The 17,227-nt window shown below is 72.7% G+C and carries 13 protein-coding genes; 10 read left to right on the plus strand and 3 right to left on the minus strand.

What is annotated here, in order from left to right; genetic code table 11:
- Positions 1 to 83: 83 nt before the first annotated feature.
- Entirely contained in the window at positions 84 to 4,751 is a 4,668-nt protein-coding gene (locus JOD64_RS21585; RefSeq protein WP_204943866.1) for an ATP-dependent helicase, read from the minus strand.
- A 177-nt stretch (positions 4,752 to 4,928) separates the two neighbouring features.
- Here JOD64_RS21585 and JOD64_RS21590 point away from each other — a divergent pair, with 177 nt between their 5' ends.
- From JOD64_RS21590 to JOD64_RS21635, 10 genes are all read left to right on the plus strand, one after another.
- Positions 4,929 to 5,315 (plus strand): hypothetical protein, encoded by a 387-nt coding sequence (locus tag JOD64_RS21590; RefSeq protein WP_204943867.1) that lies wholly within the window; start codon positions 4,929 to 4,931, stop codon positions 5,313 to 5,315.
- Between the two features lie 152 nt (positions 5,316 to 5,467).
- Positions 5,468 to 8,302, plus strand: a complete 2,835-nt coding sequence (locus tag JOD64_RS21595) for a Na+/H+ antiporter subunit A (protein WP_204943868.1) — start codon at positions 5,468 to 5,470, stop codon at positions 8,300 to 8,302.
- Between the two features lie 55 nt (positions 8,303 to 8,357).
- Entirely contained in the window at positions 8,358 to 8,837 is a 480-nt protein-coding gene (locus tag JOD64_RS21600; RefSeq protein ID WP_204943869.1) for a Na(+)/H(+) antiporter subunit C, read from the plus strand.
- Positions 8,837 to 10,342: a Na+/H+ antiporter subunit D gene (locus tag JOD64_RS21605; protein ID WP_204943870.1), complete on the plus strand. Its 1,506-nt coding sequence runs from the start codon at positions 8,837 to 8,839 to the stop codon at positions 10,340 to 10,342. The genes JOD64_RS21600 and JOD64_RS21605 overlap by 1 nt, the downstream gene beginning before the upstream one ends.
- Positions 10,339 to 10,950, plus strand: a complete 612-nt coding sequence (locus JOD64_RS21610; RefSeq protein WP_204943871.1) for a Na+/H+ antiporter subunit E — start codon at positions 10,339 to 10,341, stop codon at positions 10,948 to 10,950. The genes JOD64_RS21605 and JOD64_RS21610 overlap by 4 nt, the downstream gene beginning before the upstream one ends.
- The gene (locus tag JOD64_RS21615) at positions 10,947 to 11,210 is read left to right on the plus strand and encodes an MrpF/PhaF family protein (protein WP_204943872.1); all 264 of its coding nucleotides are present in this window, start codon (positions 10,947 to 10,949) and stop codon (positions 11,208 to 11,210) included. The genes JOD64_RS21610 and JOD64_RS21615 overlap by 4 nt, the downstream gene beginning before the upstream one ends.
- Complete coding sequence (gene mnhG, locus JOD64_RS21620) at positions 11,210 to 11,569, plus strand: monovalent cation/H(+) antiporter subunit G (RefSeq protein ID WP_204946178.1); 360 nt, start codon at positions 11,210 to 11,212, stop codon at positions 11,567 to 11,569. Before JOD64_RS21615 ends, mnhG begins: the two co-directional genes overlap by 1 nt.
- A 182-nt stretch (positions 11,570 to 11,751) precedes the next feature.
- Positions 11,752 to 13,107 (plus strand): hemolysin family protein, encoded by a 1,356-nt coding sequence (locus JOD64_RS21625; protein WP_204943873.1) that lies wholly within the window; start codon positions 11,752 to 11,754, stop codon positions 13,105 to 13,107.
- Between the two features lie 52 nt (positions 13,108 to 13,159).
- Positions 13,160 to 14,224, plus strand: coding sequence for a hemolysin family protein (locus JOD64_RS21630; protein ID WP_204943874.1), 1,065 nt, complete (start codon positions 13,160 to 13,162; stop codon positions 14,222 to 14,224).
- Between the two features lie 123 nt (positions 14,225 to 14,347).
- Entirely contained in the window at positions 14,348 to 15,277 is a 930-nt protein-coding gene (locus tag JOD64_RS21635) for a sporulation protein (protein WP_204943875.1), read from the plus strand.
- Between the two features lie 20 nt (positions 15,278 to 15,297).
- Here JOD64_RS21635 and leuE read toward each other — a convergent pair whose 3' ends face one another.
- Both leuE and JOD64_RS21645 read right to left on the minus strand, forming a co-directional pair.
- Positions 15,298 to 15,969 carry a leucine efflux protein LeuE gene (leuE, locus tag JOD64_RS21640; RefSeq protein WP_204943876.1) on the minus strand — a complete coding sequence of 224 codons (672 nt, stop codon included), beginning with the start codon at positions 15,967 to 15,969 and terminating at the stop codon, positions 15,298 to 15,300.
- On the minus strand, positions 15,969 to 17,210 hold the full coding sequence (locus JOD64_RS21645; protein ID WP_204943877.1) for a bifunctional pyridoxamine 5'-phosphate oxidase family protein/GNAT family N-acetyltransferase: 1,242 nt from the start codon (positions 17,208 to 17,210) through the stop codon (positions 15,969 to 15,971). Before JOD64_RS21645 ends, leuE begins: the two co-directional genes overlap by 1 nt.
- Positions 17,211 to 17,227 lie beyond the last annotated feature (17 nt).

Below are 17,227 nucleotides of genomic sequence, written 5' to 3' on the forward strand. Positions count from 1 at the left end.
ACCCGGCCCGATGCCAGCTGGCCCGATGCCAGCCGGTGCGAGGTCAGCCGGCCCGTCGCCGGCAGCCATGGCGCGGGGCTGGGTCAGCCGCGCAGGCGCAGGCCGCGTGGGGTGGCCCGGAAACCGGCGGCGGTCAGCGCGTCGCGCAGCGGCGAGGAGTGCACGGCCTCGCCGTCGGCCCGCTCCACCGACAACGCACCCAGGGCCCCGGAGTGGACCGCGTCGGCGAGCGCCTTGCCGGCTGCGGCGAGCGCGTCGGTGTCGTCGCTGAAAGACAGCAGTGTCCGGCCGCCGCGTTCCACGTAGAGGACCAGCTCGCCGCCGACCTGCACCACCAGCGCGCCCGCCTTGCGGCCGGCCCGGTGTCCGGTCGCCGGGGTGGCCCCGTCGCCGGAGTCGACGACGCGCTCCGGCCAGGGCAGCGCCGCGCCGTACGGATTGGCCGGGTCGGTGGCGGCGAGCACGGTGGCCGGCGTGCCACGGCCCCGGGCACCGTCGGCCGGCTCGGCCAGTGCGCGCAGCCGGTCCACCGCGCCGGGCACCGCGAACTGCGCCGCACCCAGCCCTTCGACGAAGTAACCCCGACGGGCAGCGCCGCGCTCCTCCAGTGCCGACAGCACCGGGTAGACCGCCGAGAACCCGCCGACGACCTGCTCGGCCATCACCGCACCGCGCGTGACCACCCCGTGCCGCTCCAGCAGCACGTCGGCGAGGGCGGCGGCGCGTCGGGTCGGGTCGACATCGCGCTCGGGTAGGCGTGACCAGCGACCGGCGACGGTCGGCGGACCACCCCGGCTGGGCAGCGCCACCCGACCGGGTCGCCGGTAACGGGTGCGCGGCGCGGTCGGCCGCGAGCGGTGTGCGCCCCCGGCGCCGAGCACCGCGCGCAACGGGGCGAGCGTGTCGTTGGTGAGATGCCCAGCCCAGACCAGGTCCCAGATCACCCCGGTCAGCGCCGCGTCGTCGGTCGAGCCGACCCGGTCGGCCAGCGGCCGGAAGAACAGCGCCTGCCCGTCGCCGAGCGCGTCGAGCACCGCGTCGTGCAGCGGGGTGCGGGTCAACGCCTCGTCGGGCGGCGGGAGCAGCAGCGGTGCGGAATCCGCGTACGCCAGGGTGACCCAGCCGTCGCCCCCGGAGATCGCCCCCGACCCAGCCCAGAGCACCTCCCCGCTGGCGCACAGCTCGTCGAGTTGGGCGGGGGAGTAGTCCGCGACCCGACCGGGCAGCACCAACCGCTCCAGTGCGGACGCCGGCACCGCCGCGCCCTGCAACTGCTCCACCGTCGCGGCGAGCGCCTCCACGCCCCGGGCGGACGAGCCGACCTGCTGCCAGCGGGGCAGGAACGTGGCCAGCGCCCGGGGCGGCACCGGCTCGATCTCCCGGCGCAGCGCCGCGAGCGAGCGGCGGCGCAGCATTCGCAGCACCTCGGCGTCGCACCACTGGGCGCCGGCCGAGTCCGGGGTGAACTCCCCGGAGACCACCCGCCCGGTGGCGCCGAGCCGGCGCAGCGCCTGCTCGACGACGAACACACCCAACCCGAAGCGGGCCGCGCAACTGGCTGCGGCGAACGGCCCGTGGGTGCGGGCGTAGCGGGCCACCAGGTCACCGAGCGGATCGGCCACCGGGGCGAGGTACGCCTCGGCCACACCGACCGGCAGCGCGACACCGAGGGCGTCGCGCAGCCGGGCGGCGTCCTCGACGCCCACCCAGCGCTGCTCGCTGGCGATGCGGACCCGCAGCACCCGGCGGGTCGCCTCCAGCTCGGTCAGCCAGGACTCGGGCACACCCCGCTCGGTCAACTCGGCGTCGCTCAGGTCACCGAGCACTCGCAGCAGCTCGACGACGTCTTCGGCGTCGCGGGGGCGGCGTTGCTCGGTCAGCCAGCGCAGCTGCCGATCGGTCTCGGTGAGCACGGCGGGGTCGAGCAACTCGCGCAGGTCGACCCGGCCGAGCAGCTCACCGAGGAGGGTGGAATCCAGGGCAAGCGCGGCGGCGCGCCGCTCCGCGAGCGGGGCGTCGCCCTCGTAGAGGAACGCGCCGACGTAGCCGAAGAGCAGCGATCGGGCGAACGGCGACGGCGCGCTCGTCTCCACCTCGACCAGCCGCACCTTGCGGGTGGCCAGGTCGCGCATGAGCCCGGCCAGCGCCGGCTGGTCGAAGACGTCCTGGAGGCACTCCCGGGCGGCTTCCAGGGTGACCGGGAAGTCCGCGTACTCGCGGGCGACGTCGAGCAGTTGCGCGGCCCGTTGCCGCTGCTGCCAGAGCGGTTGGCGGCGACGCGGGTCGCGGCGGGGCAGCAGCAGTGACCGGGCGGCGCACTCCCGGAAGCGCGCGGCGAAGAGGGCGGAGGTGCCGACCGACTCCTCCACGAGCTGAGTGATCTCGTCAGGCTCGAAGACCACCACGTCGGCACCGGGCGGCTCGTCGGCGGTGTCGGGAAGTCGCACCACGATGCCGTCGTCGGAGGGCATCACCTGGGCGTCCACCCCGTACCGTTCGGCCAGCCGGCGGCCCACCGCGAGGGCCCACGGCCCGTTGACCCGCGCACCGAGGACGCTGTGCACGGCGAGCCTCCAGTCGCCCAGCTCGTCGCGGAACCGCTCGACCACGATCGTGCGGTCGTCAGGCAGCGAGCGGGTGGCCTCCCGCTGCTCGCGCAGGTATGCCATCAGGTTGCTGGCGGCCCAGTCGTCCAGCCCACCGTCGTGCAGCGCGGCCAGCGCCGCTTCGTCGCTCTGCCGGAGCAGGGTGCGCACCCGCGCACCGATGGCGCGGCCCAGCTCCACCGGCCGGCCCAGCTGGTCGCCCTTCCAGAACGGCATTCGCGCGGCCTGCCCGGGTGCGGGCGAGACCAGCACCCGGTCGGGGGTGATCTCCTCGATGCGCCAGGACGAGGAGCCGAGCAGGAAGACATCGCCGACCCGGGACTCGTAGACCATCTCCTCGTCCAGCTCGCCGACCCGGGCGGCCCGTTCGGCACCGGCCAGGAAGACCCCGAACAGCCCACGGTCGGGGATGGTGCCGCCGCTGGTCACGGCGAGTCGCTGTGCGCCGGGACGGCCGGTGAGCAGGTCGGTGGCCCGGTCCCAGACCAGGCGGGGGCGTAGCTCGGCGAAGGCGGTGGACGGGTAGCGGCCCGAGAGCATGTCCAACACGGCGTGCAGCGCCGAGTCGGGCAGCTCGGCGAAGGGCGCGGCCCGGCGGATCAGCACGGCCAGATCGCCGAGTGGCCACGGCTCCAACGCCACCATCGCGACGATCTGCTGGGCCAGCACGTCCAGTGGGTTGCGCGGGTAGTGCAGCTCCTCGATCGCGCCGTCGGTCATCCGCTCGGCGACCACCGCGCAGGAGAGCAGGTCGCCGCGGTGCTTGGGAAAGACGACCCCACGGGAGACGGCGCCCACCTGGTGCCCGGCCCGGCCGACCCGTTGCAGCCCGGCGGCCACGCTCGGCGGCGCCTCGATCTGCACCACCAGGTCGACCGCGCCCATGTCGATGCCCAGCTCCAGGCTGGAGGTGGCCACCACCGCCGGGAGCTGACCGGACTTGAGGGCCTCCTCGATGTGCTTGCGCTCCTCCCGGGAGACGCTGCCGTGGTGGGCGCGGGCTATCACCGGCGTCGCGCCGGTGGCCGCGCCGGACTGGGCCATCACCTCGGCCGGGGGCCGGTTGCGTGCCGGACCGGCGGGGCCACCCCACCGCTGCGCGTCGGACGCGGGGCCGCCGTCGCCGGCCGGGTCGTCGCCGCCCGACAACCCCTGCGGTACGCCGAGGGCGCCCTCGGTCGAGGCGGAGGTCACCTCTTCGGCGGCCAACTCGTTGAGTCGGGCGCAGAGACGCTCGGCACTGCGTCGGGAATTGGTGAAGACGATGGTCGAGCGGTGCTGCCCGATGAGGGTGAAGACCCGCTCCTCCACGGCCGGCCAGATCGAGGCGCGACGCGGCCCGGGGCCACCGAGGTCGTCCTCCGGTGGCTGCTCCTGCTCGTCCAGGCGGGTCATGTCTTCCACCGGGACCTGCACGCTGACCTCGATGGTCTTCGTGCTGGCCGGCTGCACGACGTCGACCGGGCGGGCGCCGCCGAGGAACTGCGCGCAGGCGTCGATCGGCCGCACGGTGGCGGAGAGGCCGATGCGCTGCGCCGGGGCGGGCAGCAGCTCGTCGAGGCGTTCGAGGGAGAGGGCGAGGTGAGCGCCCCGTTTGCTGCCGGCGACCGCGTGCACCTCGTCGACAATCACCGTCTGGATGCCGCGCAGTGAATCGCGGGCCGCGGACGTGAGCAGCAGGAACAGCGACTCGGGCGTGGTGATGAGGATGTCCGGTGGGGTGCGGGCGAAGGCTCGTCGCTCGTCGGCTGGCGTGTCGCCGGTGCGCATGCCGACGGTGATGTCGGGTGGTGCGACGCCCAGCCGGGTCGCGGCCTGCCGGATGCCGGCCAGCGGGGCGCGCAGGTTGCGCTCCACGTCGACGGCGAGGGCCTTGAGTGGGCTGACATAGAGCACGCGGCATCGTTGGCGAGCCTCGGCCGGTGCGGGCTCGCGGGCCAGCCGGTCCAGTGACCAGAGAAAGGCCGCGAGCGTCTTGCCGGAGCCGGTGGGTGCCACCACCAGCGCGTTGCGGCCGGCGGCGACCGACCGCCAGGCGCCGGTCTGTGCGGCGGTGGGCGCGGCGAAGGCGGCCTCGAACCAGGCACGGGTGGCCGGGCCGAAACCGGACAGCACCGCGCCGGCGTCTGCGTCTGCCCCGGTCACCGGTCCATCGTGCCCCGCCGGTACGACATCCACGACCGACCCACAGGGGAATGTGCCGGACCAAAGCAAAAAGCGCTAAAAGCGCGCTTGATGCGTTAAGTCTCACTTAACTGCTTGCTTCCAAGGAGCAACATAAAGTAACTTCACTCCCAACGCGAATCGGGGTGAGGGGATTCGATGGCCGGCGAGCAGCGCAACGTCGAACCGGGCACCGACGTGCTGATTCGCAAGGTCGACAGCCACCTTGCCGCGCTCCGCAGTGGTCTGCACGGCCCCGAGCTGGAGCTCGCCGAACGTCTCGCCCGCTGCCTGCGGGAGCTGGTCCTGTGCACCGCCCAGGCCAGCGCCGCCGATCGGGGCCAGGTCCGCGTCGCCGTCCATTACTTCGTCCTGCGCCGCGAGAGCCGCGGCCGATTGCTCGCGGTGCGGTCGCTGGCCGCCGCGGAGCGGGTGGTCGACAGGGTCGCGCGCCAACTGGGCCGCGTCGACCTGCTGGCCGAGCTGGCGCGCGACCGCCCCGCCCGCGACGACGCGCTGCCCATCAGCGACGCCCTGCTGCACTGACCCCCCGCGGGCCCCCGCGTTGCTGCGCCCCCACTCCCGGCCCAGCCGAGGGCGAATTCCGGCAAAACCCCCCGGGGGGCAACGAACTGGCGTCTGATCGCTGCTAGGCGCCACCGCTGCCCGGGCGTCGGCCACCTCGATCGGGAGCGCAGGTGCTGGTACTGCTCGTCCTCCATCTCGTGGCGGCCCTTGCTGCGCCTCTGCTCGTCCGATGGTGGGGTCCACGCGCGTGCTACCCGTTGGCGCTGGCGCCGGCCGCCGCGTTCTGCTGGGCGGTGGCCCACACGCCGGCCGTCGATGACGGCGGGGCGGTGGTCGAGACGTACCCGTGGATCCAGCAGTTGGGCCTTGACATCGCATTACGGCTCACCACCCTGTCCTGGCTGATGACCCTGCTGATCGGCGGAATCGGCGCGCTGGTGCTGGTCTACAGCGCCCGCTACTTCAGCGCGGGTTCGAGCGGGCTGGCGCAGTTCGCCGCGGTCCTGGTCGCCTTCGCCGGCGCGATGCTCGTCCTGGTCTTCGCGGACGATCTGCTGCTGCTCTACGTCGGCTGGGAGTTGACCACGATCTTCTCGTACCTGCTGATCGGGCACAGCACCGAGCGGCGTTCCAGTCGGTGGGCGGCGGCGCAGGCGTTGACCGTCACCACGCTGGGCGGGCTCGCCATGCTGGTCGGGTTCATCCTGCTGGGCGAGCACGCGGGCACCTACCGCTGGTCGGAGATCGCCGCCCAACCGCTGTCCGGCGGCGGATACCTGATGGTCGCCGTGCTGCTGATCCTGGCCGGCGCGCTGTCCAAGTCGGCGGTGCTGCCGTTCAGCGCCTGGCTGCCGGTCGCGATGGCGGCACCCACGCCGGTCAGCGCATACCTGCACGCCGCCGCGATGGTCAAGGCCGGCGTCTATCTGGTCGGGTTGCTCGCGCCGGTGCTCGCCATGGTCGGCCCGTGGCGGCCGGTGGTGCAGATCGCCGGCGTGGCCACCATGCTGCTCGGGGGCTGGGCCGCGCTGCGGCAGACCGACCTGAAGCTGCTGCTGGCGTACGGGACGGTCAGTCAGCTCGGCCTGCTGGTCGCGGTGACCGGGTCGGGCACCCCGGACGCCGCCCTGGCCGGCACCGCGATGCTGCTGGCGCACGCCCTCTTCAAGGCGGCGCTGTTCCTGGTCGTCGGCATCATCGATCACGGCGCCGGCACCCGTGACCTGCGTGAGCTATCCGGGCTGCGGCACTGGTCCCGGCCCCTGTTCGTGGTCGCGGTGCTCGCCGCGGCGTCGATGGCCGGGGTGCCACCGTTGGTCGGCTTCGTCGCGAAGGAGGCGGTGTTCGGGGCGTTCATTGACCAACCGGTGCTCCTGACCGGGCTGGTCGCCGGGACGGTGCTCACCGTCGCGTACAGCGCCCGCTTCCTCTGGGGCGCGTTCGCCCACCGGCCGGGTGTGGCACCGCCCCAGCCGGGCCCGATCGCCGCGTCGCTGCTGGTCCCGCCGGCAGTGCTCGCCGGAATCGGTCTGCTCGTCGGCCCGGCCGCGAGTGTGCTGGACGGCCTGCTGCGCCCGTACGCCGATCTGCTCGGCGGGGTCGACGCGCATCTGGCGCTCTGGTCCGGACCGACCCCGGCGCTCGGCCTGTCCGTGCTGGCGCTCGCCGGAGGCGGCCTGCTCTTCGCCGTGCGCGGGCCGCTCGCCCCGGTGCTGGCCCGGCTCCGTGCGCCGGTGGGCGGCAACCAGGGGTACGAGTGGATCGTGGGCCGGTTCGACCGGCTGGCCATCGAGGTCACCGGTGCGACCCAGCGCGGCTCCCTGCCGCAGTATCTCGGCGTCATCCTGGTGACCCTGGTGCTGGTGCCCGGCGGGGCGATGCTCTCCGCCAGCCCCTGGCGGGCTCGGATCCCGCTCTGGGACAGCCTGCTGCAACCGGTGGTCGTGCTGGTCATCGCGGTGGCCGCGGTGCTGGCGGTCGGTGCCCGCCGTCGCCTGACCGCGATGCTGCTGGTGGGGATGACCGGCTACGGCACCGCGATGCTGTTCGTCCTGTATGGAGCGCCGGACCTGGCGCTCACCCAGTTCCTGGTGGAGACCGCGACGATCGCGGTCTTCGTGCTGGTGCTGCGTCGCCTGCCGGAGCGGTTCTCGGCCCGCCCGCTGCGCCGCAGCCGGTGGACCCGCCGGGCACTCGGGGTGGCGGTGGGTCTGGTGGCCGCCGGGCTGGCCCTCACGGCCGCCGGCGCCCGTCGGGCACCGGACATCTCCGCCGCCTTCCCGGATCTGGCGGTGGCGCAGGGGTACGGGCGCAACGTGGTCAACGTGACCCTGGTCGACATTCGGGCCTGGGACACCATGGGCGAACTGGCGGTGCTGGTGGTGGCCGCGACCGGGGTGGCCAGCCTGATCTTCGAGCGGTCCCGCACCGGGCCGCGACCGCGCCGGCCGGAGTCGGACGCGCAGGCGAACCGACCCGGCCGGCCGGTGTGGCTGCGCGGCGGACCCACCCTCTACGAGGAGCGGCGCTCGATCGTGTTGGAGGTGGTCATCCGGCTGATCTTCCACACCGTGGTGCTGTTCTCCCTGTTCCTGCTCTTCTCCGGCCACAACGCGCCGGGTGGCGGTTTCGCCGGCGGTCTGGTCGCGGGTCTCGCCCTGGTGGTCCGCTACCTGGCCGGCGGCCGCTACGAGTTGACCGAGGCGGCTCCGATCGGCGCCGGTGCGATCCTCGGTGCCGGGCTGGCCGTGTCGGTGGGCAGCGGCCTGGTGGCGCTGCTGGTCGGTGGATCGGTGTTGGAGAGCGCCAAGGTCGACCGGTCCCTGCCGCTGATCGGCGACGCCCACCTGGTCACGTCGCTCTTCTTCGACATCGGCGTGTACCTGGTCGTGATCGGGCTGGTGCTGGACATCCTGCGCAGCCTCGGGGCCGAGGTGGACCGGCACATCGAGGCAACCGGGGTGGCCACGGGCGGCCTGACCGTGGACAAGGGCGAGCGGGCATGAGCGCGAGGAGTGAGCCGGGTTTGCGAGCCCCGCAGTCGCGAAGAGAGGTGGCGCCATGAGTGGGAACGGCGCTGGGCCGACGTTGGTGCTGGTGCTGGCCGTCGCGGTGCTGGTCGGTTGTGGAGTGATCCTGCTGTTGGAGCGCAGCCTGACCCGGATCCTGCTCGGGGTGATCATGCTCGGTAACGGGGTCAACGTGTTGATCCTGCTGGGCGGGCGGCCCGGTGAGGCGCCGGTCGTCGGCACCGGCCCGATCGAGCGGATGAGTGATCCGCTGCCGCAGGCGATGGTGCTGACCGCCATCGTGATCACCTTCGGGTTGGCCGCGTTCCTGCTCGCGGTGGCGTACCGGAGTTGGTATCTGACCGGCGACGACGAGGTGCCCGACGACCTGGAGGACCGGCACATCATCCGGCGAGCCGTGCGTGACGAGGTGAGCACCGTCGACCAGGGCGGGGAGGGCCCGAACGGCGATCCGGAGCAGGTCGATCCGGAGCCCGCCCGCCGCCGGCTGCGGCGTGGGGACGAGGCGTGATGAGCACGCTGGTGCCGCTGCCGGTGGTGGTGCCGCTGCTCGGCGCGGCGTTGACCCTGCTGCTGGCCCGGCAGCCCCGGCTTCAGCGGACCATCAGCGTGCTCTGCCTGAGCGGCACTCTCACGGTGGCGGTGCTGCTGCTGGTGCAGGCGTACCGGTACGGGCCGGTGGTCGTGGCGGTCGGGGCGTGGCCGGCGCCGATCGGCATCGTGCTGGTCGCCGATCAACTCGCCGCGCTGATGGTGGTGGTCTCGTCGGCGGTCACCCTCTGCGTGCTGCTGTACTCGATCGGGCAGGGTCGCAGTGAGACGAGCGAGACCACGCCGGTGGTCATCTTCCACCCGACGTACCTGGTGCTCACCGCGGGCGTCACCAACGCGTTCCTCGCCGGTGACCTGTTCAATCTCTTCGTCGGCTTCGAGATCCTGTTGGCCGCCAGCTTCGTGCTGATCACCCTGGGCGGCACGGAGACCCGGATCCGGACCGGATCGACGTACGTGGTGGTCAGCATCCTCTCCTCGATGGTCTTCCTGACGGCGGTGGGCCTGGTGTACGCGGCCACGGGCACGCTCAACCTGGCCCAGCTCGCCCAGCGCCTCGACGACCTGCCCGACGGCGTCCGACTGGCCCTGGAGCTGACGTTGCTCCTGGCCTTTGCGATCAAGGCGGCGGTCTTCCCGCTGTCGGCGTGGCTACCGGACAGCTATCCCACCGCGCCCGCCCCGGTCACCGCCGTCTTCGCGGGTCTGCTCACCAAGGTCGGCGTCTACGCGATCATCCGTACCGAGACGTTGCTGTTTCCCGGTGGGCAGGCCGACGTGCTGCTCATGGTCGTCGCCGGGCTGACCATGGTGATCGGCATCCTCGGCGCGGTGGCCCAGTCCGATCTGAAGCGGCTCTTCTCGTTCACCCTGGTCAGTCACATCGGCTACATGATCTTCGGCGTGGCGTTGAGCACCGCCGCCGGGCTCTCCGGCGCGATCTTCTACGTGGTGCACCACATCACCATCCAGACCACGCTGTTCCTCGTCGCCGGGCTGGTCGAGGTGCGCGCCGGCAGCACCGACCTGCGCCGCATCGGCGGGTTGGCCCGGGTGGCGCCGCTCCTCGGTGTCCTGTTCTTCGTCCCGGCCATGAACCTCGCCGGGGTGCCGCCGTTCTCCGGTTTCCTCGGCAAGCTCGGTCTGCTCCAGGCCGGGGTGGCGGCCGGCGGGACGCTGCCCTGGGTGCTGGTCGCGGCTGGCACGCTGACCAGCCTGCTCACCCTCTACGTGGCGTCGCGGGTGTGGAACATCGCCTTCTGGCGCGCATCCCGGCTGGCCACCAGTGAGCCGTCCGTCCCGCTGCCGAAGCTGATGGTCGGTGCGACGGTGGCCCTGGTCGCCTTCGGGTTGGCGCTGACCGTGCTGGCTGGTCCGCTCTTCGATGTCACCGCCGATGCGGCCGCCGACCTGCGACTGCGTACCCCGTACGTCCGTGCCGTGCTGCCGTCGGGCGTGCCGTGACCGGCCCGCCCGAGACGGCCCGGGATGCGCTCGGACCGGCGGGGTCGGGTCGCCGCCGGTTCGGGCGCTGGCGGGACCAGACGGTGGCGCTTGGGTGGCTGGTGGTGGTCTGGAATCTGCTCTGGGGCGACATCAACTGGGCGAACGTGGTCGGTGGCCTGCTGGTGGGCGGCGCGGTGCTGCTCTTCTTCCCGCTGCCGGCGGTCAGCTTCGGTGGGCGGCTGCGGGTCCGGGGGATGTTGGTGTTCGCGGCGCGGTTCGCTGTGGAGCTGGTCAGCGCGAGCCTGCACGTCGCCCGGATCGCCGTGCAGCCCGGCTACCGGCCGCGAGGGGCGATCATCGCGGTCCAGTTGCGGGTGCCCACCGACCTGAACCTGGCGCTCACCGCCGAGGCGGTCTCCTTGGTGCCGGGCACGCTGATCCTCGAGGTGGACCGGGACTCCGGAACGCTCTACCTGCACGTGCTGGACACCCACGGGCCGGCCGACCTGGACGTGGCCCGGGAACGCACCCGCACCGTCGAGCGGCGAATCGTCCGTGCGGTGGGCTCCGCCGCCGAACTGCGCCGCGTCGAGACCGACCAATCCGAGAGGGGAATCCGCCCGTGACCACGCTCCTGGCCGCCGTCCTCACCGTACTGCTGTCGGTGACCGCGCTCCTCGCGCTGGCCCGCCTCTACCGCGGTCCGTCGCTGCTGGACCGGGTGATCGCCGCGGACATGCTGCTCGCCACCATGATCGGTGCGGTGGGCGCCGAGGCGGCGGTCAACCGCCATGCCACCACACTGCCCGTGCTGGTGGTGCTCTCCCTGCTCGGCTTCGTGGGGTCGGTGTCGCTGGTCCGCTTCGCGGTGCGGGAACAGCAGTGATCGCCACGATCGCGGACTGGCTGGGCGCCGGTTGCCTGGTGGCCGGCGCGCTGCTCGGCCTGGCCGCCGGGGTCGGCGTGCTGCGCTTTCCGGACGCGCTGTCCCGGATGCACGCGGCCACCAAGCCGCAGGTGCTCGGGGTGCTCCTGCTGCTGCTGGGCATCGCGTTGCGGCTGCGATCTCCGGCGGATCTGGGCATGATCCTGCTGGTGGCGGTCTTCCAGTTGGCGACCGCGCCGGTCGCGGCCCAGATGATCGGGCGGGCCGCGTACCGCTCGGGGCGGCTCGACCGGGGCCTGCTCGACGCCGATGAGCTGGCTGAACGGGGGTCCGGTGGTGGGTCGGCCGGACCGGCGTGACGACCTGGCGGCGGCGGGCGAACCGGACGATCCGCTCCTTCGGCCCACCCCCAGCGGAGTCCCAGCCCGCGCCGATAAAATAGCGGCATGATCGACTCTTCTGCCCAGGAGGGCAGCAGTAGCCAGCCGGGTCGTGCCCGGCATATCCCCGTACCGACGACCCCGGGAGCCCTGAGCAACCCGTGTTGATCGTCGTTGGTCTTCTTCTGATCATCGTGCTCACTGCCGCCACCGGTTATTTCGTGGCGCAGGAGTTCGGCTATGTCGCCGTGGACCGGGGCAAGCTACGCCAGCTTGCCGACGACGGCGATCAGGCCGCCGCCCGGGCACTGACCGTCACCAGCCGGCTCTCCTTCATGCTCTCCGGCGCCCAACTCGGCATCACCGTCACCGCCCTGCTCGTCGGTTACGTCGCCGAGCCGTACCTCGGCGGCGGCCTCGCCGACCTGTTCGGCGTGGCCGGCTTCAGCGAGGCCGTCAGCCTGCCGCTGTCGGTGGCGTTGGCCCTGGTCATCGCCACCGTCGTACAGATGGTCCTCGGTGAGCTGGCCCCGAAGAACCTGGCCATCGCGCGGGCCGAGCAACTGGCCCGGGCGCTGAGCCGATCCACCCTGATCTACCTGGCCGTCGCCGGGCCACTGATCCGGCTCTTCGACCGGGCATCGGTGCGTCTGCTGCGCCGGATCGGCATCGAGCCGATCGAGGAACTGCCCAGCGGCGCCACCCCGGCGGACCTGGAACAGATCATCGCCGAGTCCCGCGAGGAGGGCAGCCTCGACGCCGAGATGTCCACGCTGCTCGACCGAGGTCTGGACTTCCGGGAGCTGACCGCCGGCGAGGCTATGGTGCCCCGGGTCGACGTGCACACCGTACGGGCGCACGAGCCGGTCAGCCGGGTGGTCGAGCTGCTGGACACCGGCCACTCCCGCTTCCCGGTGCGCGGGGCGGAGGGCGTCGACGACCTGCTCGGCGTCATCGGCATCGCCGACGTGCTCGGCGTACCCCCGGGGGAGCGGGCGACCACGCCGGTGAGCGCGGTGGCCGGGCCGCCGCTGCTCGTACCGGAGACGTTGCCCCTACCCACGGTGCTCGACCGCCTGCGGTCCGGGCACCGGCAGATGGCCTGCGTGGTCGACGAGTACGGCGGTTTCGCCGGCGTGATCACGCTGGAGGACATCGCCGAGGAGCTGGTGGGCCCGATCCGGGACGAGGACGACCCGCCCGATCGGGCGCCGGCCCAGCAGGACGACGGCTCCTGGGTGGTGCCGGCCCGCTGGCGGATCGACGAGGTCGCCGACAGCACCGGCATCGCGTTGCCCGAGGCACCGGAGTACGACACCCTGTCCGGGTTGGTGATGCGGGAGCTGGGCCGGGTGCCGGAGGTCGGTGACCGGCTGGAGATCAGCCTGCTGCCCGAGGGCGCGGACGGTGAGGACAACGAGGCCGAACCGAGGGCGTTGGTCGAGGTGCTGGCCGTGGACCGGCACGTGGCCGACTCGGTACGGCTGCAGTTGACCAAACCGGGGGTGACCGCATGAGCGCGAGGAGCGAGCTTGCGAGCCCCGCAGTCGCGAATGAAGGAAAGCACCGATGAGCCCCGGGATCGCACTGTTCATTTCGGTGATCCTGCTGGCGCTGAACGGGTTCTTCGTGGCCGCCGAGTTCGCTCTGGTGGCCAGCAAGCGGTACCGCCTTGAGCAGGCGGCGGCCGGAGGGGGTCGGGCGGCACGCGCCGCGCTGGACGGCGTCCGCGAGCTGTCGCTGATGTTGGCCGGCGCGCAGCTCGGCATCACGCTCTGCACCCTGGGTCTCGGTGCGCTGGCCGAGCCGGCGATCGAGCACCTGCTCAGCCCGCTGCTGCACGCGGTGGGTCTGCCGGACGCGGCCAGTCACCTGGTCGCCCTGGTCTTCGCCCTCGGGGTGGTCACGTTCCTGCACCTGGTGGTGGGGGAGATGGCGCCGAAGTCGTGGGCGATCACCGACGCGGAGCGTTCGGCGACGTTGCTCGCGCTGCCGTTCCGCGCTTTCGCCCGGGTGTCCCGACCGGTGCTCTCCGCGCTCAACGCCCTGGCCAACGCGATCCTGCGGCTGTGCGGGGTGAACCAGCAGGATCAGCTCGCCCAGGTGCACGGCCCGGACGAGCTGCGGATCCTGCTGGAGCAGTCCCGTGAGCACGGGCTGCTCGGCGCCGAGCAGCACCAGTTACTGACCAGCATGCTGGAGTTGCAGGGCACGTCCGTGGCGCAGGTGATGGAACCGTTCGCCACGATGGTCACCGTCCGTCGGGACGACCCGGCCGAGCGGATCGAGGAAATCAGCCGGGACAGCGGTCGGTCCCGGCTGGCGGTGCTGGACGAGGCGGGCGACGTCTGCGGCCTCGTGCACGTCCGGGAGGCGGTGCGGGTGGTCACCACCGGCCGCGTCGCCACCGCCGGGGCGCTGATGACGCCCGCGTTCACGCTGCCCGCGACGTCCTCGGTCACCGAGGCGGTGGCAGCGATGCGGGCCCGGCAGTCGCAGCTCGCGCTGGTGCGCAACGGCGGTGGCCCAGCTCGGCCGATCGGCTTCGTGGCCCTGGAAGACCTCCTGGAGGAGGTCATCGGCGAGTTCGACGACGAGACCGACACGGTGCCGCGCGGGCGGCGACTGCGCTGAGCTGCCGACCCCGGCCGCGCCGACGAGGTGCGGCCGGGTGTGTTGCGGGCTTGAGGTCGCCTCGACGGGGTAGGCGCGCCTGGTGCGGGGCCGGCGGGGCCCCGTCCCGGGAAGGGGTGCGCGGTGCGGCTGACGGGGGTGTCCCGGGAGTCCGGCTGGACGGGGCTCTCCGTGCAGACCACGCTGCCCAACCCGAGCACCCGGCCGGGCCTGCGTCTGCCGGGGCGGGTGACCCTGGCCGCCGGGCCGGAGGATGTGCTGGTTCGGCACATCCGGCTCGGCCTCGTCACCACCGTCGAGCCGGATGATCCGGCCGCCCCCCGGCGACTCGTGCAGTTCCATCACCTGCCGATCGCCGGCCGGTTCGTCGTACCGGCCGGTCGGCGGCGGGCGGTCGACTTCGCGTTGCCGCTGCCGTGGGAGACCCCGGTGACCATCTTCGGCGGGGTCCCGCTGCTGAGTCTGCGGATGGGTCTGCGCACCGAGGTGTCCGTCGACCCTGATCTCGACCAGGGGGCCATGGTGCCGGTCTTCGTGCACCCGATCCCCACCCAGCAGCACGTGCTGGCCGCGCTGGACACGCTGGGTTTCATGATTCGCCAGTCCGGGTTGCAGGAGGGCGGGCTGCCCGGGGTGGAGCACTCCTTGCCACTGCACCAGCGCTGGGGCTACTGGGTGGGGCCGCTCTATGCCGGCCCGATCACCGAGCTGGAGGTCATCTTCGTGACCAACTCGGCGGGCCTGGAGGCGATCCTCTGGATGGATCGTCGGCTGGCGCTCGCCGGGATCACCCACCAGAGCATCAGCCGGTTCCGGATCTGGCATGCGGACGCGGGCCGGCGGGACTGGGTCGCCACCGTGGACGGCTGGATACGCCAGGCGATCAACCGGCACGCGGCGGCTGCCGCGCACGCCGACTGGTCCGCGCAGATCGCGGGGTCGGCCCACGTCAGCCGCCACCCCGACGAGCCGGTCCATCCCGGCTACGGCCTCGGCGGCACCGCCGGCAGCGCCGGCGTGGGAGGCGGTGGCTCCGGCGGTGACGGCACCTGACCGGGCCCGGTCAGCGGGGGTTAGCCGGCGCTGGCTGTGGCCAGCTTGAGGCTGAAGGCCAGGAAGAGGGCGGCTACCGCGGTGGTGCCACCGGCCGCCAGGCGGCGGCGTTGGCGGAACTGGGCGGCGAGGAAGGTGCCCGCGAAGATCAACGCGGTCAGGTAGAGCGCGCTGGTCACCTGCGCGATCAGTCCGAGCAGCAGGAACGACAACGCCGGCCAGGCATAGCCGGGGTCGACGAACTGGATGAAGAACGAGATGAAGAACAGGATCGCCTTCGGGTTCAGCAGGCTGATCACCAGTGCCTTGCGGAACGGGCTGCGCATCGCCGCCGGCTCCGCGGCGTCGATGAGCCGCGGCGTGCTCGGGTCGTTGCGGTCGCGCCAGCGCCGCACCGCGCCGAGCAGCATGGTCACCCCGACATAACCGAGGTACGCGGCACCGGCGTACTTGATCACCAGGAACAGCGGCGGGTACGCCTTGAGCAGTGACGCCACCCCGGCCGCGGAGAGGAACATCAGCACCCCGTCGCCGACGAACACGCCACCGGCGGCCCGGTAGCCGACCGCGACACCCCGTTTCGCCGCGGTGGAGAGCACGAAGAGTGAGTTCGGCCCGGGCAGCAGGATGATGGCCACGGTGCCCAGCACGTACGTCCAGATGTCGGTGATCCCCAGCACGCCCGCCATCATCACGCCACCGGTGCCGTCCGCAGAAGTCCTTCTCGCAGCCTGGCCTGTGCGTTCGGCCACTCGTCGACGGTCATCGCGTACTGCACGGTGTCCCGCCAGGAGCCGTCCGGGCGTTGCCGGTGCATCCGCAGCACCCCTTCCCGGGTCGCGCCGAGCCGTTCGATGGCCGCCTGGGAGCGAACGTTGCGGATGTCGGTGTGCCAGGCGACCCGTACCGCGCCCAGGTCGTCGAAGGCCCGGCTGAGCAGCAACAACTTCGCCTCGGTGTTGATCCCGGTACGCCACCAGGGTCGGCCGAGGAAGGTGTGTCCGATCGCCACCGCCCGCCGCTCCGGGTCGATGTCGTAGTAGGAGGTGCTGCCCACCACCGCCCCGGTCGCCGCGCACCGCTGCACCCAGGCCACCCGCTCGCCCCGGTGCTGGGCAGCCAGGGCGGTGCCGATCACCTCGGCGGTACCGGCGGGAGCGGTGGGCAACGCGGCGCTGAGGTGTCGCCACACCTCCGCGTCGGCCGTGGCGGTGTGCAACTCGTCGGCGTGCGCCAACTCCAGCGGCTCCAGCCGGACGTGCTCGCCGTGCAGTGACACCGGCTCGTGCCAGGGCGTGCGGGGCGTCCGCAGGTACGCCGGCAGCGGCGCGGTGACCCCGGCGTCCGGCTCGGGTGCCCCGGCGGTCAGTCGTAGCGGCAGCACGCCGGCCCAGTGCGGCAGGTGCAGGTCGGCCTCGTCCTCGCGGACCCCGCCGGTGCGGGCCCGGACGGACACCTCGCGCAGTGGCAGCGCCAGTACGGCCGTCTCGGCCAGCTCGCGGCGGCTCGGCGGACGGGTGGCGGTGCTGCGTCCCGCGCCGACCTTCTCGACCAGCGCGGTGAGCATGGCGAGCTTCTCCCGCTCGTCGGTGACCAGTCGGGCGGTGCCGAGCGCGACGACCGAGCGGTAGTTGGCGCTGTGGTGGAACTGGGAGCGGGCGTAGACCAGCCCGTCGAGCAGGGTCACCGCGACGCAGACCGGCAGCCCCTCGCCCCGGGCCGCGAGCAGCGGACGACTGCCGGTGGATCCGTGCAGGTAGAGCGTGTCACCGATGCGGACGTGCAGGGTGGGCAGCACCCGTGGCTGGCCGTCGACGGTGAAGCTGAGCGCACAGTCGTACGCCTCGTCGAGCACCGCGTGAGCGGCCGCCCGGTCGTAGCTCATCTTGTCGCGCGACCGGTTGGGTGTGGTCCGGGCGGTGGGTGGGTACATGCTCGCCCCTTTGTGCT

The organism is Micromonospora luteifusca, from assembly GCF_016907275.1.
GTDB classification, from domain to species: Bacteria; Actinomycetota; Actinomycetes; order Mycobacteriales; family Micromonosporaceae; genus Micromonospora; species Micromonospora luteifusca.

What these genes read in the sequence shown, in the direction of transcription:
- JOD64_RS21590 (WP_204943867.1), top strand. Translation starts at nt 4,929, where the DNA reads ATGGCCGGCGAGCAGCGCAACGTCGAACCGGGCACCGACGTGCTGATT.
- JOD64_RS21600 (WP_204943869.1), top strand. Translation starts at nt 8,358, where the DNA reads ATGAGTGGGAACGGCGCTGGGCCGACGTTGGTGCTGGTGCTGGCCGTC.
- JOD64_RS21605 (WP_204943870.1), top strand. Translation starts at nt 8,837, where the DNA reads ATGAGCACGCTGGTGCCGCTGCCGGTGGTGGTGCCGCTGCTCGGCGCG.
- JOD64_RS21630 (WP_204943874.1), top strand. Translation starts at nt 13,160, where the DNA reads ATGAGCCCCGGGATCGCACTGTTCATTTCGGTGATCCTGCTGGCGCTG.
- leuE (WP_204943876.1), bottom strand. Translation starts at nt 15,969, where the DNA reads ATGATGGCGGGCGTGCTGGGGATCACCGACATCTGGACGTACGTGCTG.
- JOD64_RS21645 (WP_204943877.1), bottom strand. Translation starts at nt 17,210, where the DNA reads ATGTACCCACCCACCGCCCGGACCACACCCAACCGGTCGCGCGACAAG.